This window comes from Thioalkalivibrio sp. ALR17-21 (genome assembly GCF_000420185.1).
Taxonomy (GTDB): domain Bacteria; phylum Pseudomonadota; class Gammaproteobacteria; order Ectothiorhodospirales; family Ectothiorhodospiraceae; genus Thioalkalivibrio; species Thioalkalivibrio halophilus.
Genome location: NZ_ATUL01000004.1, coordinates 131,251 through 156,378 on the forward strand (window position 1 = coordinate 131,251; position 25,128 = coordinate 156,378).

At 67.9% G+C, this 25,128-nt stretch carries 26 protein-coding genes; 17 read left to right on the forward strand and 9 right to left on the reverse strand.

Annotated elements, in window-relative coordinates:
• Positions 1–34 precede the first annotated feature (34 nt).
• Complete coding sequence (locus G020_RS0103395; RefSeq protein ID WP_024328657.1) at positions 35–1,225, reverse strand: murein hydrolase activator EnvC; 1,191 nt, start codon at positions 1,223–1,225, stop codon at positions 35–37.
• Between the two features lie 105 nt (positions 1,226–1,330).
• Between G020_RS0103395 and G020_RS0103400 the strand changes: the two genes are divergently transcribed.
• From G020_RS0103400 to G020_RS0103420, 5 genes are read left to right on the forward strand one after another with little or no spacing between them, the layout of a single operon-like run.
• On the forward strand, positions 1,331–1,618 hold the full coding sequence (locus G020_RS0103400) for a helix-turn-helix transcriptional regulator (protein ID WP_051073636.1): 288 nt from the start codon (positions 1,331–1,333) through the stop codon (positions 1,616–1,618).
• 19 nt (positions 1,619–1,637) lie between these two features.
• Positions 1,638–2,066, forward strand: a complete 429-nt coding sequence (locus tag G020_RS0103405) for a rhodanese-like domain-containing protein (RefSeq protein WP_018868916.1) — start codon at positions 1,638–1,640, stop codon at positions 2,064–2,066.
• 1 nt (position 2,067) lies between these two features.
• Positions 2,068–2,358, forward strand: a complete 291-nt coding sequence (gene grxC / locus G020_RS0103410) for a glutaredoxin 3 (RefSeq protein WP_018868917.1) — start codon at positions 2,068–2,070, stop codon at positions 2,356–2,358.
• Between the two features lie 17 nt (positions 2,359–2,375).
• Entirely contained in the window at positions 2,376–2,912 is a 537-nt protein-coding gene (gene secB, locus G020_RS0103415) for a protein-export chaperone SecB (RefSeq protein WP_018868918.1), read from the forward strand.
• Positions 2,913–2,928: 16 nt separating this feature from the next.
• Positions 2,929–3,921: an NAD(P)H-dependent glycerol-3-phosphate dehydrogenase gene (locus G020_RS0103420; protein WP_018947232.1), complete on the forward strand. Its 993-nt coding sequence runs from the start codon at positions 2,929–2,931 to the stop codon at positions 3,919–3,921.
• A 9-nt stretch (positions 3,922–3,930) separates the two neighbouring features.
• On the opposite strand, the gene G020_RS0103425 is transcribed toward G020_RS0103420, so the two are convergent.
• Positions 3,931–4,395 (reverse strand): tRNA (cytidine(34)-2'-O)-methyltransferase, encoded by a 465-nt coding sequence (locus G020_RS0103425; protein WP_018947231.1) that lies wholly within the window; start codon positions 4,393–4,395, stop codon positions 3,931–3,933.
• On the opposite strand from G020_RS0103425, the gene G020_RS0103430 reads away from it, so the two are divergent.
• Positions 4,394–5,362, forward strand: a complete 969-nt coding sequence (locus G020_RS0103430; RefSeq protein WP_018947230.1) for a dihydroorotate dehydrogenase — start codon at positions 4,394–4,396, stop codon at positions 5,360–5,362. The genes G020_RS0103425 and G020_RS0103430 overlap by 2 nt on opposite strands.
• Positions 5,363–5,389: 27 nt before the next feature.
• Here G020_RS0103430 and ntrC read toward each other — a convergent pair whose 3' ends face one another.
• The 6 genes from ntrC to G020_RS0103460 all read right to left on the reverse strand — a co-directional run bounded on the left by ntrC (position 5,390) and on the right by G020_RS0103460 (position 10,346).
• Positions 5,390–6,844, reverse strand: a complete 1,455-nt coding sequence (gene ntrC / locus G020_RS0103435; RefSeq protein WP_024328659.1) for a nitrogen regulation protein NR(I) — start codon at positions 6,842–6,844, stop codon at positions 5,390–5,392.
• Positions 6,841–7,947: a nitrogen regulation protein NR(II) gene (gene glnL, locus G020_RS0103440; RefSeq protein ID WP_024328660.1), complete on the reverse strand. Its 1,107-nt coding sequence runs from the start codon at positions 7,945–7,947 to the stop codon at positions 6,841–6,843. Before glnL ends, ntrC begins: the two co-directional genes overlap by 4 nt.
• A gap of 155 nt (positions 7,948–8,102) precedes the next feature.
• The gene (locus tag G020_RS0103445) at positions 8,103–8,480 is read right to left on the reverse strand and encodes a DUF4124 domain-containing protein (RefSeq protein WP_018947227.1); all 378 of its coding nucleotides are present in this window, start codon (positions 8,478–8,480) and stop codon (positions 8,103–8,105) included.
• Complete coding sequence (locus G020_RS0103450; RefSeq protein ID WP_018947226.1) at positions 8,459–9,247, reverse strand: hypothetical protein; 789 nt, start codon at positions 9,245–9,247, stop codon at positions 8,459–8,461. Before G020_RS0103450 ends, G020_RS0103445 begins: the two co-directional genes overlap by 22 nt.
• A complete protein-coding gene (locus tag G020_RS0103455; protein ID WP_018947225.1) occupies positions 9,241–9,621 on the reverse strand; it encodes a DUF2782 domain-containing protein in 381 nt (126 codons plus the stop codon). Before G020_RS0103455 ends, G020_RS0103450 begins: the two co-directional genes overlap by 7 nt.
• The gene (locus tag G020_RS0103460) at positions 9,621–10,346 is read right to left on the reverse strand and encodes a TIGR00730 family Rossman fold protein (protein ID WP_024328661.1); all 726 of its coding nucleotides are present in this window, start codon (positions 10,344–10,346) and stop codon (positions 9,621–9,623) included. The genes G020_RS0103455 and G020_RS0103460 overlap by 1 nt, the downstream gene beginning before the upstream one ends.
• 137 nt (positions 10,347–10,483) lie before the next feature.
• Between G020_RS0103460 and polA the strand changes: the two genes are divergently transcribed.
• Genes polA through G020_RS0103475 form a run of 3 tightly spaced genes read left to right on the forward strand, consistent with a single transcriptional unit; the run spans position 10,484 to position 14,389 of the window.
• The gene (gene polA, locus G020_RS0103465; RefSeq protein ID WP_024328662.1) at positions 10,484–13,195 is read left to right on the forward strand and encodes a DNA polymerase I; all 2,712 of its coding nucleotides are present in this window, start codon (positions 10,484–10,486) and stop codon (positions 13,193–13,195) included.
• Positions 13,196–13,216: 21 nt separating this feature from the next.
• A complete protein-coding gene (locus tag G020_RS0103470) occupies positions 13,217–13,723 on the forward strand; it encodes a hypothetical protein (RefSeq protein ID WP_024328663.1) in 507 nt (168 codons plus the stop codon).
• A gap of 30 nt (positions 13,724–13,753) precedes the next feature.
• Positions 13,754–14,389: an SCO family protein gene (locus G020_RS0103475; RefSeq protein WP_024328664.1), complete on the forward strand. Its 636-nt coding sequence runs from the start codon at positions 13,754–13,756 to the stop codon at positions 14,387–14,389.
• Between the two features lie 208 nt (positions 14,390–14,597).
• Here the strand turns inward: G020_RS0103475 and yihA are convergent, their stop codons facing one another.
• Complete coding sequence (gene yihA, locus G020_RS0103480) at positions 14,598–15,248, reverse strand: ribosome biogenesis GTP-binding protein YihA/YsxC (protein WP_024328665.1); 651 nt, start codon at positions 15,246–15,248, stop codon at positions 14,598–14,600.
• A 160-nt stretch (positions 15,249–15,408) separates the two neighbouring features.
• On the opposite strand from yihA, the gene G020_RS0103485 reads away from it, so the two are divergent.
• The 8 genes from G020_RS0103485 (at position 15,409) to G020_RS0103520 (ending at position 25,049) form a co-directional block, all read left to right on the forward strand.
• The gene (locus G020_RS0103485; protein ID WP_024328666.1) at positions 15,409–16,032 is read left to right on the forward strand and encodes a cytochrome c; all 624 of its coding nucleotides are present in this window, start codon (positions 15,409–15,411) and stop codon (positions 16,030–16,032) included.
• Positions 16,033–16,296: 264 nt separating this feature from the next.
• Positions 16,297–18,387, forward strand: a complete 2,091-nt coding sequence (locus G020_RS0103490; protein WP_024328667.1) for a cytochrome c biogenesis protein ResB — start codon at positions 16,297–16,299, stop codon at positions 18,385–18,387.
• Between the two features lie 28 nt (positions 18,388–18,415).
• Entirely contained in the window at positions 18,416–19,588 is a 1,173-nt protein-coding gene (ccsB, locus tag G020_RS0103495; RefSeq protein WP_024328668.1) for a c-type cytochrome biogenesis protein CcsB, read from the forward strand.
• Positions 19,588–20,217: a thiol:disulfide interchange protein DsbA/DsbL gene (locus tag G020_RS0103500; protein ID WP_024328669.1), complete on the forward strand. Its 630-nt coding sequence runs from the start codon at positions 19,588–19,590 to the stop codon at positions 20,215–20,217. Before ccsB ends, G020_RS0103500 begins: the two co-directional genes overlap by 1 nt.
• Before the next feature lie 29 nt (positions 20,218–20,246).
• Positions 20,247–21,893, forward strand: coding sequence for an acetolactate synthase large subunit (locus G020_RS0103505; RefSeq protein ID WP_024328670.1), 1,647 nt, complete (start codon positions 20,247–20,249; stop codon positions 21,891–21,893).
• Between the two features lie 41 nt (positions 21,894–21,934).
• On the forward strand, positions 21,935–22,783 hold the full coding sequence (locus tag G020_RS0103510; protein ID WP_024328671.1) for an endonuclease/exonuclease/phosphatase family protein: 849 nt from the start codon (positions 21,935–21,937) through the stop codon (positions 22,781–22,783).
• Positions 22,784–22,860: 77 nt separating this feature from the next.
• On the forward strand, positions 22,861–24,141 hold the full coding sequence (locus tag G020_RS0103515; protein ID WP_024328672.1) for a GGDEF domain-containing protein: 1,281 nt from the start codon (positions 22,861–22,863) through the stop codon (positions 24,139–24,141).
• Positions 24,142–24,170: 29 nt separating this feature from the next.
• Positions 24,171–25,049: a PfkB family carbohydrate kinase gene (locus G020_RS0103520; protein ID WP_024328673.1), complete on the forward strand. Its 879-nt coding sequence runs from the start codon at positions 24,171–24,173 to the stop codon at positions 25,047–25,049.
• Positions 25,050–25,128 lie beyond the last annotated feature (79 nt).

Consider the following 25,128-nt stretch of genomic DNA (forward strand, 5'->3'; position numbering starts at 1 on the left):
CTGCGGATATGCGCCCAATTCTAGCATTCCGCCCTTATTGTGACGGCCACCATTCCTGCGGGTTCAATGTCCGTCCCTGACGGCGCACTTCGAAGTACAGGCCCGGAGCAATCGCGGGACTGCCTTCCCCGGCCCGCCCCACCGGTTCGCCCGCATCGGCCCGTTCCCCCGGCCCGGCGAGGATGTCTTCCAGGTTGCCGTACAGCGTCAGAAAATCGTCCCCGTGATCCAGGATCACCAGGAACCCGTAGCCCTGCATCCAGTCCGCATAGACCACACGACCCTGATGCACTGCCCGCACCGGCGCGCCGGAGGGCGCCTCCAGTACCACCCCGTTCCACTGGCTGCGCAGGTTACCCCGGCGTTCGCTGCCGAAATGACGAATAACCGGCGCATCCACCGGTCGCGGCAACTCCCCTTCCAGATCGGCGAACGGGACATCCGGATTGACCGCGGGGGGGCGAGCGGCCGTTTCCTCGCCCGATTCTTTTTCGCGGCTGGTGGCACGGCGTTGTTCTTCGATCTCCGCGATCACGCGATCCAGGGTCTCGGCGTTGCGTTCGAGGCGTTCCAGTTCGAGCGCCTCGTCTTCCATGGCCGCCTCGAGTTCCTCCAGTGCCGCCCGGCGGGCGGCGTCCTGGCGCTCCAGCTCGGCCATGGCTTCGCGGGTTTCCGTCTCGCGGCGAGCCAGCCGGTCGCGTTCCTTCGCCAGACCGGCCCGGGCCGTCTGCAGCTCCTCGATCCGTTCATGCAGGCCCGCCAGGGCCCGTTCCCGAGCTTGCTGAATGGCGGCGGCGTAAACGGGGTGGTGCCGCTGGCCGTCTTCCGTGGGCCGATCACCCTGCCCATGGCGCGCCTGCAGCCACTGGTCGTGTACCAGTCGGGCCGCGTCGCGTCGCTGCTCGTGCAGCCGTTCCTCGCGCCGGGCCACGCGGGCCTCGTGCTCGGCTATCACCTCCTCCTGGGCCTCGCGGCGGCGTTTCAGTTCATCCAGACGCTCGCGTTGTTCACCTGCGCCCCGTGCGGATGCGGCGATCCGGTCTTCCAGGTCGTCGACCGCCTCGCGGCGTTCCTCCAGCGAGCGTTCGACGTCCCGGATGGCCTCCAGGGTCTTTTCCAGCTCCGCCTCGGGTTCCAGCGCCGTGGCCGGCACGGCAACCAGCAGGCCCGCCAGCAGCAGGCCAACCCATGAAAGCGACAGGGACAAGATTGCGTGAATCCGCATATCGGGGTACGTTTGCGTTCTAATATTCTCACCCAGTGGCAGGGGTCTTGCCCCTCCGAACGAGAGGCTGCCGTGAGCGACGAACCGTGCATCGAAGACGAACTCATGTCGCAGGACGAGGATATCGAGAGGGCCTCGCGCTCGCTCAAGGCCATGTCCCATCCGCTGCGGCTCAAGATCCTGTGCATTCTGGGCGACCGGGAGGTCAGCGTACAGGAAATCGTGGATCAGGTCGGGACCTCGCAGAGCAATATTTCCCAGCACCTCGGAATCCTGCGTGACAAGGGCATCCTGGCCACGCGCAAGGACGCGAATCGGGTCTATTACCGCGTGGGGGACTCCCGCACCTTGCGCCTGATCGGTATGATGCAGGACGTCTTCTGCCGTTCCTGAATCCCGACCGGTCTCCCGCATGCTTGAACGACTGCCCGAATTCCTCGCCAACAACCCGATTCTGACGGGCGCCCTGATCGCGGTGCTTGCCCTGATCATCTACGCCGAGTTCCGGCGCCTGACGCGCAAGTACCGCGAGCTGGCGCCCACCGAAGCGGTGCGCGTGATGAACCAGGACGATGCCCTGGTGCTGGACGTGCGCGAGCACAACGAGGTCTCCGGCGGCCGCATCGGTGGCGCGAAGCATATCCCCCTCGGCGAACTGAAAAAGCGCATGCAGGACATCGAGGCGTGGAAATCCAGCCCAGTGGTGGTGTATTGCCGCAGCGGCAACCGGTCCTCCATGGCCGCGAACCAGCTGACGGCGGCTGGCTTCGAGGACGTGGTCAATCTTTCCGGTGGCATCCAGGCATGGGAAAATGCGGGCATGCCGCTGAAGAAGAAGTGACATGCGCTTCGAGGTCTACTCTACCGGGCACTGCCCGTTCTGCATCCTCGCCCGCCGCCTGCTGAACCAGCGCGACCTCGGCTTCGACGAATACCGCATCGACCGGGACTCCGGGCTGCGCCACGAGATGGAACAGCGGGCGGACGGACGCACCAGCGTCCCGCAGATCTTCCTGGGGGACACCCATATCGGCGGCTACGATGAACTCCAGGCCATGGAACGGTCCGGCGAGCTGGACCGCCTGATCGAGGCCTGCGGGGGTGTGGACGCCGGCGATTCCACGAACACCTGAAAGGATCCGAACGCACCATGGCTGAAGAAAACCAGACCGACGCGGCCGCACAGGGCGGCCAGGGCTCCGACGGCCCCGAATTCTCCATGCAGAAGGTCTTCATCAAGGACCTGTCCTTCGAGGCCCCCGGCGCCCCGGAGATCTTCCTCAAGGAATGGAAGGGCGAGACCGGCATTCAGCTCAACACCCAGGCGCGCCCGGTGGGCGAGCAGGAAGGGGTCTACGAGGTCGAGCTGGGCCTGACGGTCACCACCGAATCCAACGGCGAGACCGGCTACCTGGTCGAGATCAAGCAGGCCGGGGTGTTCATCGTGCGCGGTTTCTCCGAGGAGCAACGCAATCAGCTGCTGGGCGCCTACTGCCCCAATGCGCTGTTCCCCTTCGCCCGCGAGACGGTTGCCGACCTGGTCCTGAAGGGCGGTTTCCCGCAGCTGCTGCTGCAGCCGGTCAACTTCGACGCGCTGTATGCCAAGCACCTGAAGGAACAGCAGGAAGGTTCGGGTCAGGGCCAGGGAGGCAACGGCGCCGCCGTCACGGCCAGCGAAAACCCCTGAGCCGGCGGCCCGGCGCATGCGCATCGCGGTACTGGGGGCCGGCTCCTGGGGCACCGCGCTGGCGGTGCATGCCGCCCGCCTGCACGACGACGTGCGGCTGTGGGGACGTTCACCGGAGACTGCCGCGCGCCTTGAGCGGGAACGCGAAAACCCCCGTTACCTGCCCGGCCTGACCTTCCCGCGCAACCTCCGGGTCAGCGCCGACCCGGATCTCGTCGTCGGGGTGGATCTGGTGCTGGTGGTGGTGCCGTCCGGCGCGTTCCGCGAGACCCTGCGCTGGCTGCGGCCCCGGCTGGAACCGGGGCAGGTCGTGGCCTGGGCCACCAAGGGGCTGGAAACCGCGACCGGCGACTGGCTGCATGAGGTCGCGGAGGCCGAACTGGGGCCGGATCAGCCCGCCGCCCTGATTTCCGGTCCCTCGTTCGCGGCCGAGGTCGCGCGCGGTCAGCCCACTGCCCTCACCGCGGCCTCGGCCGACCCGGAGCGCCGGCGACGTCTGGCGGATGCCTTCCACGGCGGTTCCATGCGCATCTACGGCAACCCCGACGTGATCGGCGTGGAGCTCGGCGGGGCGTTCAAGAACGTCCTCGCGGTGGCCTCCGGCATCGCCGACGGGGCCGGGTTCGGCGCCAATGCCCGCGCCGCGCTGCTGACCCGCGGGCTGGCCGAGCTGCAGCGCCTGGGCGAGGCCCTGGGGGCGCGGCCGCAGACCCTGACCGGGCTGTCCGGACTCGGCGACCTGCTGCTCACCTGCACCGATGACCAGTCGCGTAACCGCCGTGTCGGTCTTTTGCTGGGCCAGGGTTACGACCTGGCGACCGCGCGCGAGCGGGTGGGCCAGTCGGTGGAAGGGGTCGAGACCGCGCGCGTGGCGGTGGAACGCGCGCATGCCGCCGGCGTGGAGATGCCGATCTGCGAGGAGGTGCACGCGGTGCTCTACCGTGGCCGGCGGGTGCACGACGCGGTGCGGCGCCTGCTGGAGCGCGACCCGGTCGCCGAGAATATCTGACCCATCGGCTCATTCGCCGCCGGCGAAGTCCAGCTGGCGCCAGGCCTCGTAGATCACCGCCGCGACCGAATTGCCGAGATTGAGGCTGCGGCTGCCGGGCTGCATCGGCAGCCGCAGGTGTCGCTCCTCCGGGATCGCGTCCAGTTCCTGCTGCGGCAGGCCGCGGCTCTCGGGGCCGAACAGGAAGGCATCGCCGGCGGCGAACGCCGGGGTATCAAAGCGGCAGGTGCCGCGCGTGGTGATCGCGAACACCCGCCGCGGGGCCACGGATTCCCGCCAGGCGGCCAGGCTGTCATACTCGCGGACCCGGGCCCATTCCCGGTAATCCAGCCCCGCGCGGCGCAGCCGGCTCTCGTCGAGGCTGAAGCCCAGCGGGTGGATCAGATGCAGGGCCGCCCCGGTGTTGGCGGCCAGACGAATGACGTTCCCGGTGTTCGGCGGGATCTCGGGCTGATACAGGACGATGTGAAACATGAGCGAAGCGCGCGACGATTCGCGGCTCTCCCTGGAATTCTGCGGGCTGCATTTCAACACGCCTCTGGTGCTGCTGTCCGGCTGTGTCGGGTTCGGCGAGGAATATACCCGGGTGGCCGGCTTTTCCAACCGGGATGCCGGTGCGGTGTGCCTCAAGGGCACCACCGGGGCCGCCCGGCCCGGCAACCCCCCGCACCGGGTGTACGAGACCCCGGAGGGCATGCTCAACGCCATCGGCCTGCAGAACCCCGGGGTCGAACAGGTGGTCGGCGGGATCCTGCCGGGGCTGGATTACGACGAGACGCGCTTCATCGCCAACGTTTCCGGCTCCACCATCGAGGAATACATCGCGGTCACGCGGGCCTTCGACGATTCCCCGGTGGACGCGATCGAGATCAACATCTCCTGCCCCAACGTGAAGGAAGGCGGGGTCGCCTTCGGCAATGACCCGGACATGTCCGCGCGGGTGGTCGAGGCCTGCCGCTCGGTCACGCAAAAGCCCCTGATCACCAAGCTCTCGCCCAACCAGACCGACATCGCGGAGAACGCCCGGCGCTGCATCGAGGCGGGCACCGACGGCTTTGCCGTGATCAACACCCTGATGGGCATGGCGGTGGATGCCGAGAGCGGCCGCGCGGTGATCGGCAACAACCAGGGCGGGTTGTCGGGCCCGGCGATCAAGCCGGTGGCGCTGCTGAAGGTCCACCAGGTCCACCAGGTAGCCAGGGCCCATGGCATCCCGATCATCGGCCAGGGCGGGGTCACCCGCGCCGAGGATGCCCTGGAGTTCCTGCTCGCGGGGGCCAGCACCGTGGGCGTGGGCACCGGTCTGTTCTACGATCCGCTGTGCCTGCCAAAGATCCTCGCGGGCATCAACGACTACATGGACCGCCACGGGATCGGCCACGTGAGCGAGCTGACCGGGCGGCTGCAGCTGAACGAGGGGTTCTCCGGCTGCGGCGCCTGACGCGCCGGCAGCGCCCGGGCCCGCCGGTTACGGTCGCTCCTCGTTCATACCCAGCTCCTGGATCTTGCGCGTCAGCGTGTTGCGGCCCCAGCCCAGCAGGGCCGCGGCCTGCTGGCGGTGTCCGCCCGAGGCCCGCAGCGCCTCGCGGATCAGCGTGCGTTCCATCGCCGGCTGCAGGCTTCCCAGCACGTCCCGGTCGCCGCGTTCCCAGTGCTCGCGGGCCACGCGCGCCAGTTCATCGGTCCACTCCCGGGGTTCGACCGGCACGGTCCGGGCCGGTCCCGGTTGCGGCGTATCCGTGGACCGGGGCGCGTCATCGCGGCGCAGTTCCGCCGGCAGGTCGTCCAGGTGCACCTCGCGTCCGGAGGCCATCACCGTCAGCCAGCGACAGGTGTTTTCCAGCTGGCGCACATTGCCCGGCCATGGCAGGCGCTGCATCTCCGCGACCACCTCGGGGCGCATCACCTTGGGCTCCACGCCCAGCTCGGTGGCCACCTCGCTCATGAAATGATTGACCAGCAGCGGGATATCTTCCGGCCGCTCGCGCAGCGACGGCACATGGATGCGGATCACGTTGAGGCGGTGGAAAAGGTCCTCGCGGAACTGCCCCGCGCGCACCCGCTCTTCCAGGTCCTGGTGGGTCGCGGCGATGATGCGCACATCGGTATGGATGGGGGTATGCCCGCCCACCCGGTAGAAGGTGCCGTCGGCCAGCACTCGCAGCAGGCGGGTTTGCAGATCGAACGGCATGTCGCCGATCTCGTCGAGGAACAGGGTCCCGCCGTCGGCCTGCTCGAAGCGGCCCTTGCGGGTCTGGCTGGCGCCGGTAAAGGCCCCCCGCTCGTGGCCGAACAGCTCGCTCTCGAGCAGGTCCTTGGGGATGGCCGCGGTGTTCAGGGCGATCAGCGGCTGCCCCGCCCGCGGACTGTGCTGATGCAGCGCGCGTGCGACCAGCTCCTTGCCGGTGCCCGATTCGCCGTTGATCAGCACCGTGATGTTGGAGCGTGACAGGCGGCCGATGGCGCGGAACATCTCCTGCATCGCCGGCGCCTCGCCGATGATCGGGGTTTCCTCGGCGCTGCCCTCGTCGGGCGTTGCGGCCGCCAGGCTGTCACGGCGAGCCTCCAGGGCACGCAGAACCAGGGCCACCGCCTCGTCCACGTCGAACGGCTTGGGCAGGTATTCGAACGCCCCGGTCTGGTAGGCGCCCACCGCGCTCTCCAGATCGGAGAATGCGGTCATGATGATCACCGGCGGCGCGTCACCCCGGCTCTGCATGCGCGCCAGGAAATCGAGCCCGTTGAGCCCCGGCATGCGAATGTCGGCGACGATGGTGTCCGGGGTGTCTTCCGTCTCCAGGGCCGCCCATGCCGCGTCGGCGGACTCGAACCCGCGCACCGCGATATCGGATCGGCTCAGGGCGCGTTCCAGCACCCAGCGGATGGAATCGTCGTCGTCGATGATCCAGACCGTCGGAGTCATGCGTCGGGGCTCTCGCTGGCGGGCGGTCCGGCCACGGGCAGGAGGATGTCGAAGCGCGTGGAGCCGGGCCGTGAATGGCATTCGATCAGGCCGTCATGCAGCTGCACCAGGCTCTGCGCGATCGGCAGCCCCAGGCCGGTGCCACTGGCGCGACCAGTGATCATGGGAAAGAAGATCCGTTCGCGGACCTCCTCGGGGATTCCGGGGCCATTGTCGCGCACGCTCAGGCGCGCCACCAGCCGGTGCCGTTTGCCGGAAACGGTGTACTGGCGCAGGATGCGCGAGCTCAGCACGATCTCGCCCTCGTCACCCAGAGCCTGCAGCGCGTTCTGCACCAGATTGAGCAGCGCCTGTACCAGCATGTCGCGATCCGCTTTGATCTCCGGGATCGACGGGTCGTAGTCGCCGCGGATCTTCACGCCCAGCGGCAGCTGCACACTGATCAGGCCGCGCACGTGCTCGAGGATCTCGTGCAGGTTGACCGATGTCCGTTGCGGCATGTTGTTGGGGCCCAGCATGCGGTCCACCAGGGCACGCAGGCGGTCGGCCTCGTGGATGATGATGCGTGTGTATTCGCGCAGGTCGGGATCATCCAGTTCCCCGGCCAGCAGCTGCGCGGCACCGCGCAGGCCGCCCAGCGGGTTCTTGATCTCGTGCGCCAGCCCGCGCGTGACTGCGCGCGAGATGGCCTGCTGCTTCTGTAGCTGCTCCTCGCGCGAGATCCGTTCGTGGCGGTCGATGGCGCTGAGCTCGAACAGCAGCCGCCCGGGTTCGTCGCCCTCGCCCTGCAGCGGGGTGATGATCACATCGGCGAGGAAGCTCTCCGCGCGCAGGGGTTCCATCTGGCGCGCCCGCAGGGTGATGGGCTGGTCCTGGACCAGCGCGCTGCGCAGGCGTGTGGACAGGTTGCGGTCCAGATGCAGCCAGTGGCCGAGCGGGTGCCCGAGGATGCGTTCGCGGCTGAGTCCCAGAAGGACCTCGGCGGAACCGTTCATGGCCTGCAGTCGCAGTTCTCCGTCGGTGACCATGACGGCCGTGGACAGGTCGTCCCACCACGGAGGGGTGGGCAGCGGAGGGGACGGACGGGGCGTATGCGGGCTCATCATCCGGCTTTAAGCATGAAGCGCGCCAGCATGGTCACGGGGGGGCCGGGGCGCTTCGTCCGGGGGCATTGCGCGGGTATGCGCCGATAAGGTGCAGTCATTGCCCCATTATAGGGCATTCCGTGCATTATTGTGGTGCGACGTTCGCGGGCGGTTCAGAAATCCACCAGTTCCACGGGCACCGGGACGTCCTCGATCGAATATTCGTCTTCTTCGTCGGCCTCTTCGTCCGCGGCCGCGTCTTCCTCCGGATCGTCGTCCGTCGGGTCTTCTCCCGGCCGCCGGATCGGACGTTCGAGGATCTCGCGGGCATTCTCCAGGGGGACGGCGCCCATCGGCTCCTGAACCTCGATGCGTTCGCTGCGCCCGTCGCCCGGCGCCTCGTCGGAGAAATGCACCACACCGTCTTCATCCACCCAGCGGTGGACCTCGGTGGAGGCCAGAACGCCGATGCCCGGCGCCCCGGCGATGGCCAGGGCCAAAAGCCCCGCGAGGGAGGCCCGCGGGGTCATCAGGCGGCGGGCCTTACCCATACCGACTGCACCCGGGTGCCGGCGTCCTGCAGGCCGGCCAGGCGCGGATCGGGGCCCGCGGGTGCGCGGCCGGCCTCGATGCGTTCCAGCCAGTCGTCGAGCGCGGCCATGCGCAGCAGGGTCGGGGCGGCGCCGCGTTCGATCGCGCTCAGCGGGCGCTCCTGGTGATAGCCGCCCAGCAGGGCCCGGTAACGTTCGCGGTCCAGTTCGCCCGCCTCGTTCACGCTCACCGCAAGTGCGATGCGCGCCAGCTGCCAGAACGCCGGCACGGGGGCCGGCGGGATCGTCAGATCCGCCAGTCCGGTGTGCTCGCCGTGCCGCCTGACCGAGTGCCAGAAGCTGCCGGCCACCGGCAGGTCCTCGAACCGGTACAGCCCCTGATGATGCAGCTCCCGGTTCAGTTGTTCGCGCGCCTGTTCGTCCAGGGTTGAGCTCAGGTCTTCGGTGCGTTCGCGCAGCTGCTGCTGCAGCACGCCGCGGCGCCAGACGCCGTCCTGCGGCAGGGCCTCCGCCGGATGCCAGGCCTGCCAGCGGGCCGCGAGGCGGCCCAGCGCCTCCGGCGTGCCGGGACCACTGGCGATCGCCCCGGGCTCCGCGGCGTTGCCGCGCTCCAGGGTCCAGTGCGCGCGATCCCCGTCAAGCTGCGGGGCATCGCCATCGGCCGGCAGCCCCAGCGGAGCGCCGGCCGCCCGGGCAGCGGCAAAGGCTGCTTCCAGCGCCGCGGCACCCGCGGCCGGCAGTTCCACGGTCGACTGCGTGCTTACCATTCCAGGATCCTCCAGCGGGGCGGGGTGAAATCGGGGGAAAGGTCGTCACGGCGCCGCAGGTCGCCTTCCCCGGTGACATCCACCAGGTAGTAGGTGGGTCCGGCGGCGGGGTTGACCTCAACGATCACCAGGTCGCCGTCCACGCGGTATTCGCGCCGGGTCTCGCCATCGCGCTCCATGATGATGACGTCGGCTTCCTCCAGCTCCTGCAGCTGGCGGGCGCGCTCGTCCAGTACCGGAGGCGGGGCGGCCTCGTCGGGCATGTCGGGCGGTGGCGGGGCGTCCTCGAAGTCCTGGGCCGCCAGCGGCCCGGCGGCGAGAAAAAGGCCCAGCAGGGCAGCGGCCAGCGCCGTGGCGCGGGTGCTCGTCATCATCAGAGCTCCATCAGTCGTTGTTTCTCTTCCGCCGAGGGCTCGAAGCTGCGGGCCTCGTAGTACTCGAAGATCACGTTCACGACCTCCTCGGGGGTGTCCACCACCGAGTATAGATTGAGGTCCTCGGCATCGATGGTGCCATGGGTGACCAGCGCGTCCTCGAACCACTGCAGCAGGCCTTCCCAGAACTTGCTGCCCACCAGCACCACCGGGATGCGGCGGGTCTTGCCGGTCTGCACCAGGGTCAGGATCTCGGCCAGCTCGTCCAGTGTGCCGAAGCCGCCCGGCAGCACCACGTAGGCGGAGGCGTACTTGACGAACATCACCTTGCGCGAAAAGAAGTGCCGGAACCCCAGCCCGATGTCCTGGTACGGGTTGGCGTGCTGTTCGTGCGGCAGCTGGATGTTGAGCCCGATGCTGGGCGAGTGACCGGCAAACGCCCCCTTGTTGGCCGCCTCCATGATGCCCGGCCCGCCGCCACTGACGACCGCGAAACCCGCGTCCGACAGCTGGCGCGAGATCTGCTCCGCGAGCAGATAATCCGGGTGGTCCGACGGGATGCGTGCCGACCCGAACACGCTGACCGAGGGCTTGATGTGCGCCAGGCGTTCGAAGCCCTCCACGAACTCCGCCATGATCTGGAAGATCTTCCAGCTCTCGCGGGTCAGCGAGGAATCGTCGATGGGCCGCAGCCCGGGGTGTTCCGCTCGATCTTGATCGTTCATCGGGGCGCATTCTTTGCACTCTGGGGCGCCTAGACTAACCGTGGCCCGACGGGCGTACAAATCGCGCCGGCGTTGCTCGGGCCGGGCCCCGCAGCCTGCTAGAATGCTTCCCTCGCAAGCCCAGCCGGATCCGCATGATGTCGCAAGCCCCGCTCGTCCTGGTCGACGGTTCCTCCTACCTGTTCCGGGCCTACCACGCCCTGCCCCCGCTGACCGCCCCCGACGGCCACCCCACCGGGGCGCTCTACGGCGTGGCCAACATGCTGCGCAAGCTGCGCGCGGACTATGCCCCCGAGCGCATGGGGGTGGTGTTCGACGCGAAGGGGCCCACCTTCCGCGACGAGATCTACCCTGAATACAAGGCCACCCGGCCGCCGATGCCGGAGGAGCTGGCGGCGCAGATCGAGCCGCTGCACGAGCTGGTGCAGCTGATGGGCTTCCCGCTGCTGTGCGTGGAAGGGGTGGAGGCGGATGACGTGATCGCCACCCTGGCCGACCGTGCCGCGGCCTCCGGGCAGGAGGTGGTCATCTCCACCGGCGACAAGGACCTGGCGCAGCTGGTGGATGGCCACGTGACCCTGGTCAACACCATGAGCGGGACGGTGCTGGATCCCGCCGGGGTGCGCGAGAAGTTCGGCGTGGAGCCGGGGCAGATCGTCGACTACCTCGCGCTGATGGGCGACAGCGTGGACAACATCCCGGGGGTCGAGAAGGTCGGGCCCAAGACCGCGGCCAAATGGATCGCGAAGTACGGCGACCTCGACACCATCCTCGAGCGGGCCGACGAGATCGGCGGCAAGATCGGCGAGAATCTGCGCGCCGCGGCCGATCGCCTGCCGACCTCGCGCGAGCTGATCACCGTGCGCCGGGATGTCGATCTCCCGCTGGGCCCCGACGACCTCGAGCTGCGCGAGCCCGATTCGCAGCAGCTGCTGGAGCGGGTGCGCCACCACGGGTTCTCCCGCTGGCGGGCGGAGCTGGAAGGCGGCGACGCTGGGGGCGATGCCTCCGGTAACGGCGGTGATGCCGATCCGGGGCAGGCGGCGCAATATCACACCGTGCGGGACGAGGCGGCATTCACGGAGCTGCTGGAACGCCTGCAGGGCGCCGCGCGGGTCGGGTTTGACACCGAGACCAGCAGCCTGGAGGCAATGCGGGCCGAGCTGATCGGCATGTCCTTCGCGTTCGAGGCGGGTACCGCCTATTACTTGCCGCTGGCCCACAGCGGTCCGGATGCCGATCCGCAGCTCCCGCGCGAGGCGACCCTGGAGCGCCTGCGGCCGTGGCTGGAATCGGCCGAACACGGCAAGCTCGGCCATAACCTCAAGTACGACCGCAACGTGCTGGGCAACCATGGCATCGTGCTGCGCGGCATCGTCGATGACACCATGCTGCAGTCGTTCTGCCTCGACGCCGGCGCCAACCGGCACGACCTGGATTCCCTGGCCGAGCGCCATCTGGATCACCGCACCACGAAATACGAAGACGTGGCCGGCAAGGGGGCGAAACAGATCCCGTTCGCCGAGGTGGACGTCGGCATCGCCACCGATTATGCCGGCGAGGACGCGGACATCTGCCTGCGTCTGGACGCCCTGTTCCGGCCGCGCCTGAACGAGGCCGAGGGCCCGGCCTTCGTCTACCGCGAGATCGAGATGCCGCTGGTGCCGGTGCTCGCGGACATCGAGCGCGCCGGCGTGAAGGTGGACCCGGACCTGCTCGGCGAGCAGAGCCAGGAGCTGCTGAGCGAGATGGAGCGCATCGAGCGCGAGGCCTTCGACGAGGCCGGTACCGAGTTCAATCTCGGCTCGCCCAAGCAGATCCAGGAGATCCTGTTCGAGCGCCTGGGCCTGCCGGTGCTGCGGCGCACGCCCAAGGGCCAGCCCTCCACCGCCGAGGACGTGCTGGAGCAGATGGCGGACGACTACGCCCTGCCCCGGCTGATCCTGGAGCACCGTGGCCTGTCCAAGCTGCGCAGTACCTATACCGAGACCCTGCCGCGGCGTATCCACCCGGAGACCGGGCGGGTGCATACCTCGTATCACCAGGCCGGCGCGGCCACCGGGCGCCTGTCGTCCTCCGAGCCCAACCTGCAGAACATTCCGGTGCGCACCGAGGCCGGCCGGCGCATCCGCCGGGCGTTCATTGCCGAGCCGGGGTACCGCCTGCTGGCGGCCGACTATTCGCAGATCGAGCTGCGGATCATGGCCCACCTGTCGCAGGACGCCGGGTTGCTGCAGGCCTTCGCCGACGGGCTGGACATCCATCGCGCTACCGCGGCCGAGGTCTTTGGCGCTGATCCGGAGGCAGTCAGCAGCGAGCAGCGGCGCGCGGCCAAGGCTATCAACTTCGGCCTGATCTACGGGATGTCGGCCTGGGGGCTGGCGCGCAACCTGGGGATCGAGCAGGCCGAGGCGCGGGAATACATTGACCGCTATTTCCACCGCTACCCCGGCGTGCACGACTACATGGAGCGGGCGCGCGAACGCGGGCGCGAGCAGGGCTACGTGGAAACCCTGTTCGGGCGCCGGCTGTACCTGCCCGAGATCAACAGCCGCAACGGGGCCCGCCGGCAGCAGGCCGAACGGGTGGCGATCAATGCCCCGATGCAGGGCACCGCGGCCGACATCATCAAGCGTGCGATGGTGCGCATGGCGCAGGACCTGGACGGTAACGGACTCGATGCCCGCATGATCATGCAGGTGCACGACGAGCTGGTGTTCGAGGTCGCCGACGATGCGGTGGAGGCCCTGGGCGAACGGGCCCGCGCCGCGATGGGCGGGGCGGCCGAGCTGGATGTCGAGCTGGTAGTGGACATCGGCGTCGGAGATAACTGGGACGATGCCCATTGAGGGCCATACCGGAGGCTGACCATGGCCGACCTCGAATCACTGGCGCGCGGATTCAACCGCCTGGCCCCCTGGCTGGTGGCCGGGTTGCTGCTGGCGGCCGGCTGGGTGGCGGCGGACCGCTACCTGGCCGGCGGTGGCGGCAGCGATGCTGTCGTGGTGGTGACCCCGGAGATCTGCGATCTCAATGAAGGGGCCTGTGCCGCACAACACCCCGAGGGTGGCCAGATGACCCTCGAGATCACCCCGCGCCCGGTCCCCATGCTGCGGGAGCTGGAGCTGCATCTGCACCATGTCGGGCACGACGGGCGCGATCCCGAGTGGGTCGAGCTGGATTTTGCCGGGGTGGAGATGTACATGGGCTTCCAGCGCCCGCGCCTGGAACGCGTGGGCCCGGGTGAATACGCTGGCACCACCACCCTGCCGATCTGCACCACCGAGGCGATGACCTGGGCGGCGACGGTACTTCCGGAAGGCGATGGTGACGCCGCGCGGGTACAGTATCGCTTCGTCACCGCCCGCGATCACTGACGTACTGGCTTCCACCGAGGATTGCGCGCGATGTCCCGACTTCCCCTGACCACCCTCCTGTGGGCCCTGGCCGCCGTCGCCGCGGCCGCGCTGTTGCTGTATGTCTGGCTCGTCCCGGGCCCCCCCCCAGCCGGCGAGGCCACCACTCACGAAGACATCCCGGTGGCCGACCGGGTGACCGGCGGCCCGTTCCAGCTGCCGGTCTCCACCGAGGGGGAGGCCTTCGATCTGCGCGATCTGGAGGGACAGTATGTGTGGCTCTATTTCGGCTACACCTCCTGCCCGGATGCCTGCCCGGTCAGTCTCGGATGGATCCGGATGGCGCTGGAGCAGCTCCCCGAATCGCTGGAGGACCGGGTCAGCGCGGTGTTTGTCAGCGTGGATCCCGAGCGTGACGACCGCGAGCACCTGGCGGAGTACACCGACCATTTCCATCCCCGGATCCAGGCGGCCACTGGCCCGCACGACGCGCTGGAGCCGGCGGTGGAGCAGTACGGGGTGTTCTACGAGAAGACCGACAGCCAGTCCGCGATGGGCTACGTGATCGATCACAGCTCGTCCACCTACCTGGTGGGGCCGGAGGGCGATCTGCTGGAAATCCATCCGCACGGGACTTCGGCGGATGAACTGGTGGCGACCCTGCAGGCCCGCGCGGAACGCGAGTGAGCCCCGCGGTTTCGCACGGCTTCGCGGGTTGTGACGAGTTTCCGTCCGGAACAGGAACGGCCGGGAACTTCACTGCCGGTGATGCGTCATAAAAGGTGAGCGCCATGGCCCGGCGCTCCCCGCTTCTCTCCCTGAGCGGGAAGACCTCGCCTCCCCCTGTCGAGGTCGCTGGTGCCCCGATCCTCCTCCCCGGGATCGGGGCACTTTTTTATGGGCCCTGTTCGGCCCCGCTGTCCCCGTCCCCGTCTTCCCCGGCGGTTTCTTCCTCCAGCCATTCCGCAAGGAGCCCGCGCAGGTCGTCGACGCCCTGGTTCTTGAGCGCGGAGAAGGTCTGCAGCGAAGCCTCGATTCCGGCCTCTTCCAGACGTGCGTGGGTGGCGTGCAGCTGGCGCTCGGCTTCCTGTCGCGAGATCTTGTCGGCCTTGGTCAGCACGCAATGCAGCCGCCGGTTGGCGCCGGTCCATTCGAGCATCTGCCAGTCCAGGTCGGTCAGCGGCCGGCGGATGTCCATGATCAGGACCAGGCCCGCCAGACACCGGCGATGGCGCAGGTAGCCGCCCAGCAGGCGATCCCAGTGCTCGCGCTGTTTCGCGGAGACCTTCGCGTAGCCGTAGCCGGGCAGGTCGATCAGGCGCCAGTCCTCCGCCGGCGGCAGCGTAAAGATGTTGATTTCCTGGGTGCGACCCGGAGTGCGTCCCACCCGTGCGAGGGCCTTGCGCCCGCACAGGCCGTTGAGCGCGCTGGACTTTCCGGCGTTGGAGCGCCCGGCGAAGGCGATCTCGACCCCCTGGTCCGCGGGGAGCTGGTCGAGGCGGGCGACGCCCCGGGAGAAGGCGGTTTCACGAAAACGTGGTTGCATGATCGAAATCATCCTGAGCTGAGCGGGACAGTGGGAAACTTTTGTGGGTTCCCTGGCGTTGTGCTATAAACTGCGCCCCAGATTTTGATCGCCCTTCTACACGGGGCACAAGGAACGGGTCGAGGCCCGGCACGCATATACAAGCAGGAGATTCTCCATCATGAACCACAAGCTTTCCGCTCTCTTTGCTGCCCTGTCCGTCTCCCTGATGCTCCCGCTGTCGGCGGCCCAGGCGGGCGATCCCCAGCGCGGTCAGGAGCTCTCGCAGTCCTGCGCCGCCTGCCACCAGGCTGACGGCAACAGCGTCAATCCGGAATGGCCCAAGCTGGCCGGGCAGCACCCGAAGTACACGGCCAAGCAGCTGCGCGACTTCCAGGAAGGCGAACTCCGCCACGATAACCTGATGGCCGGAGAGGTCGCCGACCTCAGCGAGCAGGACATGAAGGACCTGGCGGCCTATTACGCCGAGCAGAGCATCACCACCGAGACCGCCGACGAGGACGTGGTCGCCCGCGGCGAGCAGATCTATCGTGGTGGCATCCCGTCGGAAGGCGTGGCCGCCTGCATCGCCTGCCACGGCGCTCAGGGCCAGGGCAATCCGGAGGCCATGTTCCCCAAGGTCGCCGGTCAGCACGCGACCTACAGCCTGGACCAGCTCCAGCAGTTCCGTGACGGCGAACGTCGCAACGACAACGGCCAGATGATGCGCGGCATCGTCGGCAACATGTCGGACGAAGACATGGAGGCCGTGGCCCAGTACATGGCCGGCCTCCAGCCGAACTGAGCACGGTACGTACGGCCCGGGTGCGCAGGCGTGCTCCGGGTTCGTCCGGTTTACGAGGGGGCGGCCGTGGCCGCCCCCTCGTCGTTTCGGGGTCCGGAAAATGCACGGGCGGGAACCCGGACACCGGAATGAAGTCGGAAGCCGGGGCGTCTGGTCCCGCGTGCTCCACGCCCCGGCGGAACCCAGCGTCCGTGCGGAATGTCGTGGAAATTGAACTTCCGACCGCGCTCCGTCAGCTTCGGGGCATCCAACGCAGGTTTGAATATGGCAGATTCGCATCAGTCCACGGGTAACTCCGGGGGCCAGGGCTCGGCGAGTTCCACTTCCTCGCGCGGCCAGAACCGCACTCCGCGCCGCAGCCGGATCATCGTCGAATTCCTGGGGTCGATGAACCTCGCGATCACCCTGCTGGTGGCCCTGGCCATCGCCTCGGTGATCGGCACCGTGCTGGTGCAGAACGAGCCGTACACCGAATACCTGATCCAGTTCGGGCCCTTCTGGCACGAGATCTTCGCCGGGATGGGCCTCTACCAGGTCTATTCCGCAAGCTGGTTCCTGCTGGTGGTGACCTTCCTGGTGGTTTCCACCGCCTTCTGTGTCTACCGCCAGACGCCGGGTATCCTCAAGGACCTGCGCCGCTACAACCTGCAGGTGAAGGAAAAGTCCCTGCGTTCCTTCCCGGCCAGCTCCACCGGGGATCTGGGGCAGTCGCAGGAGGATTTCCTCGCCCATGCCCGCCGGGTGCTGAAGGCCCAGGGTTTCCGGGCGCGCGAAAAGACGCGAGACGGCGAGACGGTGGTCGCCGCGATGAAGGGGCGCTGGAACCGCCTCGGCTACATGCTGACGCACGTGGGGATCGTGGTGATCTGCGTGGGCGCGCTGCTCGACGGCCAGTTCCTGCTCAAGGTCAACGAGTGGATGGGCAACGTCGAGATCGAGACCCGCTCCATCCCCGAATCGCAGGTGCCCGAGATCTCGCGCGTCCCGGTGAGCAACCCGTCGTTCCGCGGCAGCGTGGAGATCCCCGAAGGGGCCTCGGCCAACGTGGTCTTCCTGCCGGTGCGCGAGGGGTATCTGGTGCAGGATCTGCCGTTCCGGGTCGAGCTGGAGGAGTTCCGGATCCAGCGCTTCTCCACCGGCGCGGAACAGTCCTACGAGAGCGATCTGGTCATCCATGATCCGGAACGCGACGAACCCTACCGCGCCACCATCAGCGTCAACGATCCGCTGATCTACGATGGCTATGCGATCTATCAGTCCAGCTTCGCTGACGGCGGTACGCGCGTCGAAATGGAGGCCATCCCGCTCGGCGCAGGCGCCCTGCGCGGCGTGGATTTTCCGGGCCGGATCTTTGATGAGATGGATATTCCGGCCCCCGGGGGCGAGGAGTTGACGATCGAGTTCATCGACTTTTCCGTGGTGAACACCCAGGCCCTGCTCAACGAGGAGGGCGAGGAAGAAAACGTGTTCCTCGGGCCGCGCGTGGATTTCCGCCTGGTGGACCGCACCGGCGCGGGACTCTATTACCGCAACTACCAGAATCCGATCCCGCAGGAAGGCGCGAAATATTTCCTCAGCGGTGTCCGCGAGAGTCCGGCCGAGGAATTTTCCTACCTGTTCATCCCGGCGGACGCGGATGACTCCCTGGATCGCTTCCGCACGTATCTGACCATGCTTCACGATGACGAGGTCCGCATGGCCGTCGCGCAGCAGGCCGCGCGGGGTTCGGAGGAAATGATGGGCGGAGAAGAAGGGCGCCAGGCGATCGCGCGCACCGTCAGCATGCTCATGCAGACCTTCGCCGAAGGCGGTTACCCCGCGGTGGACGCCGAGATCGAGCAGCGCATCCCCGAAGGTCAGCGCGAGCAGCTCGGCGGCCTGCTGTTCCAGGTCCTGAACTCCGGGCTCCAGGGCCTGTACATGGAGGTCCTGGAGGAAGAAGGCGTGGTGGCGATCACCGAGGAGGAACAGCGCTGGCTGGAAGACGCCGTCTCGGCGATCAATGCCCTCAACTTCTACGGTTCGCCGTATTTCTTCCGCCTGGATGACTTTGACCATCGCGAGGCCTCGGGCCTGCAGATCGCGAAGGCGCCGGGCGAGAGCACGGTGTACACCGGCAGCGTGATGCTGATCATCGGGATCTTCCTGATGTTCTATGTGTCCTATCAACGCCTGTGGATCGTGGCACGTCCGAACGAGGACGGCAGTGGCACCCACGTGGTGATGGCGGGCACCAGCAACCGCCACCGGGTGGAATTCGAGAAGCGCTTCGCGCATCTTGAACGGTGGATCATCGAGCAGAAGAACGTTGGCGACGATGACTCGCCGGATTCTGCAACCAACAAGAACGACTAAGTCGCACGCAGTCGGAGGAGAGCGCCCCATGTCTGTACCCCACGAGGCCCTGGATTTCGAACGGCCCGGATTCTTCCGGCAGCTGCTTCTGCGGGACTGGGCCTACATGGCCCTGGTCCTGGCGGTGGCGGTAACGGCCTATGCCATGTACGGCCACATGATGGACCGCTATGACACCGGCGGCCTGATCCTCGCGGCCGGCATGAGCGCCTGGCTGGGCTGGTTCTGGCGGCCCTGGCAGCTGTTCTCCGTCATCGTTGCCGCGCTGTCGCTGTTCGGTGTCTGGCTGTACGGGGATGACCTGGCGCGCGGCGAGAGCGTGTTCTGGCTCAACTACATCGGTTCCGGCCAGGCCGGGGTGATGTGGATGAGCGTGATGGTCTACCTCTCCACGGTCGCCTACGCCGTGGGGCTGTTCTCGCGTTCCGACTTCCCTTACCGCGTTGGCGGGGCCTTCGCCTGGATCGCGGCGGGCGCGGGCCTGATGGCCCTGATGGTGCGCTGGCGCGAGATCTATCTGCACGACCCGAGCTGGGGCTACATCCCGGTCGCCAACCTCTACGAGGTGTTCGTGCTGATGGTGGCCATGATCGCGCTGATGTACCTGTACTACGAACAGCGTACCGGCCAGCGGGGCATGGGTGCCTTCGTGATGCTGGTGGTCGCGGCCTCCACCACCTTCCTGCTGTGGTACATGTTCGATCGTGACGCCCACATGGTCGAACCGCTGGTTCCGGCGCTGGACAGCTGGTGGATGAAGATCCACGTGCCGACCAACTTCGTCGGTTACGGCGGATTCGCGATCGCGGCGATGCTGGGCGTGGCCTATCTGGTGCGCCATCGCATGGAACGCACCCGTCCGGACTCCCGTGTCCTGGCCCGCATCCCGAGCAAGGATGCGCTGGACGGGGTAATGTACAAGGCGATCGCCATCGGCTTCGCGTTCTTCACCATCGCCACCGTGCTGGGCGCCATGTGGGCGGCCGAGGCCTGGGGCGGCTACTGGACCTGGGACCCGAAGGAGACCTGGAGCCTGATCCTTTGGCTGACCTACGCGGCCTGGCTGCACATGCGCTTCACCAAGGGCTGGCGCGGTCCGGGCATGGCCTGGTGGGCGATCATCGGTCTGTTCGTGACCACCTTCACCTTCCTGGGCGTGAACATGTTCCTGTCCGGTCTTCATTCCTACGGAGAACTGTGATGAAGCGACGTCAGTTTCTCGGAACCCTGGCCGGTACGGGCGCCCTGCTGGCGTCCGGCCGCCTGCTTGCCGACTTTGCCGAAGGGCGTAACTTCATGCGCCTGGACTCGCCCGTCGATTACGGCCTGGAACAAGGCCGCATCAAGGTGGTCGAGGCCTTCTGGTACGGCTGTCCGCACTGCTACTCGTTCGAGCCGCTGGTGCAGGAGTGGAAGGCCACTCTGCCCGAGGACGTCGAGTTCGAGTACATGCCGGCACCGCTGAACGATGTCTGGGCATTGCATGCGCGCGTGTACTACGCCGCCGAGCAGCTCGATATCGTCGAGGCCATTCACCAGCCGTTCTACACCGCGATTCACGAGCAGGGGCGGCAGATGCGTTCGGAGAGCGCGATCCTGCGGTTCGTCAACCAGATGGGTGAGGACGCCGAAGCGTTCCGCGAGGCCATGCGCTCCGACGGAGTGGCGCGCAAGGTCGGCCGCTCCGCCGAGCGCGTCCGCGAGTACCGTCTGGAAGGCGTCCCGTCGATGGTGGTCAACGGCGAATCCGTGGTTTCGGCCAGCATGACCACCAGTCACGAGCAGATGCTGGAGATCGTCGATCACCTGATCGCCGAGGCCCGGGGCTGAGCGCCCCGGCCCGTCCCTCGAGGGAACGCATGTCCGATCCGTCGCCGACCACCGCACGGCGCCTGGTGCAGTGTCTGGAGCAGGAAGGGGTCGAACGGGTCTTCGGCCTGCCCGGCGAGGAGAACATGGCGGTCCTCGATGCCCTCGAGGATTCCCCCATCGAGTTCGTGACCACCCGGCACGAGCAGGGTGCGGCCTTCATGGCCGATGTCCACGGCCGCCTGTCCGGCCGGGCCGGGGTCTGCATGGCGACCCTCGGGCCGGGCGCGACCAACCTGATCACCGGCGTGGCGGATGCCAACATGGACCACGCGCCGCTGGTGGCCATCGCCGGTCAGGCCAGCACCCACCGGCTGCACAAGGAATCCCACCAGGTCCTGGACCTCAAGGGGCTGTTCGGCCCGGTCACCAAATACGCCTCCAGTGTGGTGGAGCCCGAGATCCTGCCCGAGGTCCTGCGCAAGGCCTTCAAGTGGGCCGAGGGCGGCAAGCCGGGGGCCAGTTTCATCGAGCTGCCGGAAAACGTGGCTTCCCAGCCCTGTCCGGTGGCCCCGCTTCCGGTCCATACCGGGGCACCGGCGGTGCCGGCCGAGGTGTCCCTGGCGGCTGCCGCCCGGCTGCTGGAGAATGCCCGCCATCCCCTGATCCTTGCCGGCAACGGCGTGATCCGTTCCGGGGCCAGCGAGGCCCTGGCGCACTTCGCGGGGACCCTGAACATCCCGGTGGCCAACACCTTCATGGCCAAGGGGGTGCTGCCGTTTCGCCACCCGCTGGCGCTGGGCAGCGTGGGCCTGCAGAGTCGCGACTATGTCCACTTCGGCTTCGACAAGGCCGACGTGGTCCTTTGTATCGGCTACGACCTGGTCGAATACCCGCCATCCCTGTGGCACCCGGAGGGCGACTGCACCCTGATCCACGTGGATGCCTCCCCGGCGGAGATCGACGGCCACTACGACATCCAGGCCGAGGTGATCGGCGATCTCGAAACCTGCCTGCATGATCTGGCCGAGCGGGTCACGCCACGCGAGGAGACCGTGCTGCGGCCCCTGCGGCAGTCGTTGATCGACGACATGAACGAGCACCGCGACGACACCGGGGTGCCGATGAAGCCGCAGAAGATCATCTGGGATCTCCGCACCGCCGCCGCCCTGGATGCCGTAGTGATCACCGACGTGGGCGCCCACAAGCTGTGGATGGCGCGCATGTTCCGCTGTGAGATGCCCAATACCTGTCTGATCTCCAACGGGTTCGCAAGCATGGGCATCGCCCTTCCGGGGGCCGTGGCTGCGGCCGCCCTGGATCCGGAGCGCCAGGTGGTGGCGGTCACCGGCGATGCGGGTTTCCTGATGAACCTGCAGGAGCTGGAGACCGCGGTGCGCCTGGGTCAGAGTTTCGTTGTGCTGGTGTGGAACGACAGCGCGTACGGCCTGATCGAGTGGAAACAAGTGCGGGAATACGGGCGCAAGGCCTCGGTGGATTTCGGCAACCCCGATTTCGTTGCCCTGGCCCGCTCGTTCGGCGCGGAAGGGGTCCGCATCGAACCCGGCGACAGCCTGGAGCAGGCGCTGCGTTCCGCGCTGACCCGGCCGGGCGTCACCGTCATCGACTGTCCGGTAGACTATTCCGAAAACCTGAAACTCACGGAACGACTGGGGGATCTCGTCTGTCCCTTCTGACAGGAGTCCCGTGAGGGATGACGGGAAGGAAGGATGGCACGATGACGGAGAACGGCTCGTCCGCCGTAACCGACGAACCCGCCCGCGGCCTGGTCTGGCAGCCGGAGGCTGCGGGCCAGCGACTGCGCCTGCTGAGTTTCAATGCCCAGGTGGGCATCCATTCCTCGCGTCTGCATCATTACGTCACCAACAGCTGGAAGCACGTGCTGCCCTACGGCGGGCGCATGACCAACCTGGAGCGCGTGGCCCGCTTCATCCGCGACTTCGACATCGTCGGCGTGCAGGAGCTGGATGGCGGCAGTCTGCGCTCGCGCTTCGTCGATCTGTCCAGCTGGCTGTCCGACCGTGCCGACTTCCCTCACACCTATACCCGCATCAACCGTGATCTCGGCCAGATTGCCAAGCATTCGCTGGCGCTGTTCTCACGGGTGGAGCCGGTGCATGTGCAGATGCACAGCCTGCCCGGGCCGCTGCCCGGGCGCGGGGCCGTGGAGGCGCGGTTTGCAATGGGCAATGGCGAGGAGCTGGTGCTGTTCCTGCTGCACCTCGCGCTGAGTCGGCGCGCGCGCCGGCAGCAGCTGGACTATGTTGCCGAACGCATCGAGGACCAGCCGCACGCGGTGGTGATGGGCGATCTCAACTGCCAGCAGGACAGCCCCGAGATCCGTCGTCTGGTCGCGCGTACCGGGCTGATGGAGCCCATGGCCTGCCCGGCCACCTATCCGGCCTGGGACCCGCAGCGGGTGTTCGATCACATCCTGCTGACCCCGGACCTGCACGTGTCCGATATGCGGGTCTACAACGTTGCGCTGTCCGATCATCTGCCGGTGGGGGTCGAGATCCAGTTGCCCGTGCGGGAGCGTCTGGATGTGCACCAGGCCCCGGCCTGACCTGAACTCCCGGCACCGCCGACGGTGGCGTTCGCAGCGCCCATCGGCTGTAATGGGCGGCCGATCGAGGGAGACCCATGGCCGAGAACGACCTGCGCAAGACCGTCATCGAGCTCGAAACCTCGCTCCAGAACGAGCGCGAACGCATGCGTTCACTGCGGCGGGTGGCCCTGCGCGCCCTGGCCGTGCTGTCGGCCCGCGAGCCCGACCTCGAGGGAGCGGTGCATGACCTGACGCGAACCATCGAGGAGGATCCCGACGATACCCAGTGTCTGGATCGCATGAGTGCGCGGCTGGCGGATACCATCCGCCAGCATGACCAGCGCGAGGCGATGGACGAGGGGGTCCTGTCCGCGCTGGAGAGCGGCCTGGGTGCCTTCCCGTTCCTGGCCGAGGACCTCGCCCGCGTCCGTCAGGCCGCGGAACGCAGCGACGCCGATCTGGTCCGTCGCAGCCTCGCCCGGGTGTTCTCCGCGCTGGAGGAGAACTGTGGTCAGGCCCTGGCCGAGCGCGAACAGCTGACCGAGGTCATGGGCGAGATCCGCTCGCGCCTGAACGACGTGGACTCGGCCCTGTCCGCCGACCAGGACCATTCCGAGCGCACCCAGGCCTCCATCCGCGAGCTGCACGAGAACATCACCGGCGATGTCAGTACCATCAAGGGCCGGGTGATCGACATCACCAATCTCGACACCATGCGCCGCGAGGTGATCGACGGCCTGGATCGGGTCGCGGACCGGGTGAAGGACTTCCGCGACACCCGCGAGGCCGAACTTCTCGCGGCGATGGAGCGCAACCGTGCACTGCGCACGCGCAGCCAGCAGCTGGCCCGCCAGGTCAACGATTTGCGCGAGCGCCTGTCGGAGGCCCGCGACGAGGCCAGTCGCGACAAGCTGACCGGTCTGCTCAACCGCCATGCATTCGATCAGCGCATGGCCGATCTGCGGGCCGATGCCGGCCCGGCATCCCTGATCGTCTGGGACATCGACCATTTCAAGCACGTCAACGACGAGTACGGCCACACCTCCGGCGACCGCATCCTGCGGGCCGTCGCCGAGGTCCTGGCCGAGGGTGTCCACGAACCCGACTTCGTCGCCCGCTACGGGGGCGAGGAATTCGTGATGGTGGTGCACCAGTCGCTGGAGGCCGCCCGCGAACTGGCCGACCGCCTGCGTCGCGAGGTGGCGTCCATCGTGGTCAAGGCCGGCAGCAAGCGCCTCAAGGTGACCATCTCCGGCGGGCTGGCCGACGTCCGCGCGGATGCCCCGGAGGGCAGTGCGTTCGAGCTGGCGGACAAGGCCCTGCTGGCAGCCAAGCGTCAGGGCCGGGATCGCATCGTCGCGGTCTCCTCCGGATAACCCATCACGAACGCATGGAGGGAAAGAGCATGGCCGATGCCCCCGACGTCGTCTTCGGCGAGGTGCTGTTCGATCGTTTCCCGGATGCTCGCGAGGTCCTGGGTGGTGCGCCCTTCAATGTCGCCTGGAATCTCCATCAGCTGGGCGAGCCGGTGCTGTTCGTCGGCGGTGTCGGAAACGACGCCGCCGGGGCGCGCGTGCGCAAGGCCATGCGCGAGGTCGGCCTGGCGGAAGACGCGCTGTATACGCACCCGCAGGCACCCACTGGCGCGGTGCAGGTGACGGTGGAGGACGGCGAGCCCGCCTATTACATCCTGCCCGACCAGGCCTATGACGACTTGCCCGCCACGGTCGATCCCGCGGTGCCCGCGCGCACCCCGCTCCTCTACCACGGCACGCTCGCCCTGCGCAGCGGCAACCGTGAGCTGCTGGCGGCCCTGCGCCGGCGCTGCGAACGCCGCTTCGTCGACGCCAACCTGCGCGAGCCCTGGTACGACCCGCAGGACGTGCGCGACCTGCTCCGGGGTGCCGATGTGGTCAAGCTGAACGCCGACGAGCTGGCCACGCTGTTCCCGAACGTCCCGGCCGAGAAGCGCGCCGAACGCTGCCTCCAGGCCTGCGACATCCAGTCCGCGCTGATCGTCACCCTGGGCGCCGACGGCGCCGAGATCCATCCGCGCGCCGGCCAGCCCGTGCGCGCCCGCGCCCCGGCGGTAGAGGGCATGCAGGACGCGGTAGGTGCCGGCGACGCCTTCGCCAGCGTCGCCATCCTGGGCCTGCGCCGCGGCTGGGGCTGGGAAGGCACCCTGCACCGTGCCCTCGAATTCGCCGCCCGCGTGTGCACCCTGCAGGGTGCGACCACCACCGACCCCGGGTTCTACCGCAGTGCGGTGGCGGCCTGGACTTAGCCCATGGCCGCCTGCGCCAGCTCGTGCGCCGTCCGGGAAACGGTTCCGCCTGACACGGACCGTTTCCGCTGTTTTCCGG

What these genes read in the sequence shown, in the direction of transcription:
- G020_RS0103395 (WP_024328657.1), bottom strand. Translation starts at nt 1,225, where the DNA reads ATGCGGATTCACGCAATCTTGTCCCTGTCGCTTTCATGGGTTGGCCTG.
- G020_RS0103400 (WP_051073636.1), top strand. Translation starts at nt 1,331, where the DNA reads ATGTCGCAGGACGAGGATATCGAGAGGGCCTCGCGCTCGCTCAAGGCC.
- G020_RS0103405 (WP_018868916.1), top strand. Translation starts at nt 1,638, where the DNA reads ATGCTTGAACGACTGCCCGAATTCCTCGCCAACAACCCGATTCTGACG.
- grxC (WP_018868917.1), top strand. Translation starts at nt 2,068, where the DNA reads ATGCGCTTCGAGGTCTACTCTACCGGGCACTGCCCGTTCTGCATCCTC.
- secB (WP_018868918.1), top strand. Translation starts at nt 2,376, where the DNA reads ATGGCTGAAGAAAACCAGACCGACGCGGCCGCACAGGGCGGCCAGGGC.
- G020_RS0103420 (WP_018947232.1), top strand. Translation starts at nt 2,929, where the DNA reads ATGCGCATCGCGGTACTGGGGGCCGGCTCCTGGGGCACCGCGCTGGCG.
- G020_RS0103430 (WP_018947230.1), top strand. Translation starts at nt 4,394, where the DNA reads ATGAGCGAAGCGCGCGACGATTCGCGGCTCTCCCTGGAATTCTGCGGG.
- G020_RS0103425 (WP_018947231.1), bottom strand. Translation starts at nt 4,395, where the DNA reads ATGTTTCACATCGTCCTGTATCAGCCCGAGATCCCGCCGAACACCGGG.
- ntrC (WP_024328659.1), bottom strand. Translation starts at nt 6,844, where the DNA reads ATGACTCCGACGGTCTGGATCATCGACGACGACGATTCCATCCGCTGG.
- glnL (WP_024328660.1), bottom strand. Translation starts at nt 7,947, where the DNA reads ATGAGCCCGCATACGCCCCGTCCGTCCCCTCCGCTGCCCACCCCTCCG.
- G020_RS0103445 (WP_018947227.1), bottom strand. Translation starts at nt 8,480, where the DNA reads ATGGGTAAGGCCCGCCGCCTGATGACCCCGCGGGCCTCCCTCGCGGGG.
- G020_RS0103450 (WP_018947226.1), bottom strand. Translation starts at nt 9,247, where the DNA reads ATGGTAAGCACGCAGTCGACCGTGGAACTGCCGGCCGCGGGTGCCGCG.
- G020_RS0103455 (WP_018947225.1), bottom strand. Translation starts at nt 9,621, where the DNA reads ATGATGACGAGCACCCGCGCCACGGCGCTGGCCGCTGCCCTGCTGGGC.
- G020_RS0103460 (WP_024328661.1), bottom strand. Translation starts at nt 10,346, where the DNA reads ATGAACGATCAAGATCGAGCGGAACACCCCGGGCTGCGGCCCATCGAC.
- polA (WP_024328662.1), top strand. Translation starts at nt 10,484, where the DNA reads ATGTCGCAAGCCCCGCTCGTCCTGGTCGACGGTTCCTCCTACCTGTTC.
- G020_RS0103470 (WP_024328663.1), top strand. Translation starts at nt 13,217, where the DNA reads ATGGCCGACCTCGAATCACTGGCGCGCGGATTCAACCGCCTGGCCCCC.
- G020_RS0103475 (WP_024328664.1), top strand. Translation starts at nt 13,754, where the DNA reads ATGTCCCGACTTCCCCTGACCACCCTCCTGTGGGCCCTGGCCGCCGTC.
- yihA (WP_024328665.1), bottom strand. Translation starts at nt 15,248, where the DNA reads ATGCAACCACGTTTTCGTGAAACCGCCTTCTCCCGGGGCGTCGCCCGC.
- G020_RS0103485 (WP_024328666.1), top strand. Translation starts at nt 15,409, where the DNA reads ATGAACCACAAGCTTTCCGCTCTCTTTGCTGCCCTGTCCGTCTCCCTG.
- G020_RS0103490 (WP_024328667.1), top strand. Translation starts at nt 16,297, where the DNA reads ATGGCAGATTCGCATCAGTCCACGGGTAACTCCGGGGGCCAGGGCTCG.
- ccsB (WP_024328668.1), top strand. Translation starts at nt 18,416, where the DNA reads ATGTCTGTACCCCACGAGGCCCTGGATTTCGAACGGCCCGGATTCTTC.
- G020_RS0103500 (WP_024328669.1), top strand. Translation starts at nt 19,588, where the DNA reads ATGAAGCGACGTCAGTTTCTCGGAACCCTGGCCGGTACGGGCGCCCTG.
- G020_RS0103505 (WP_024328670.1), top strand. Translation starts at nt 20,247, where the DNA reads ATGTCCGATCCGTCGCCGACCACCGCACGGCGCCTGGTGCAGTGTCTG.
- G020_RS0103510 (WP_024328671.1), top strand. Translation starts at nt 21,935, where the DNA reads ATGACGGAGAACGGCTCGTCCGCCGTAACCGACGAACCCGCCCGCGGC.
- G020_RS0103515 (WP_024328672.1), top strand. Translation starts at nt 22,861, where the DNA reads ATGGCCGAGAACGACCTGCGCAAGACCGTCATCGAGCTCGAAACCTCG.
- G020_RS0103520 (WP_024328673.1), top strand. Translation starts at nt 24,171, where the DNA reads ATGGCCGATGCCCCCGACGTCGTCTTCGGCGAGGTGCTGTTCGATCGT.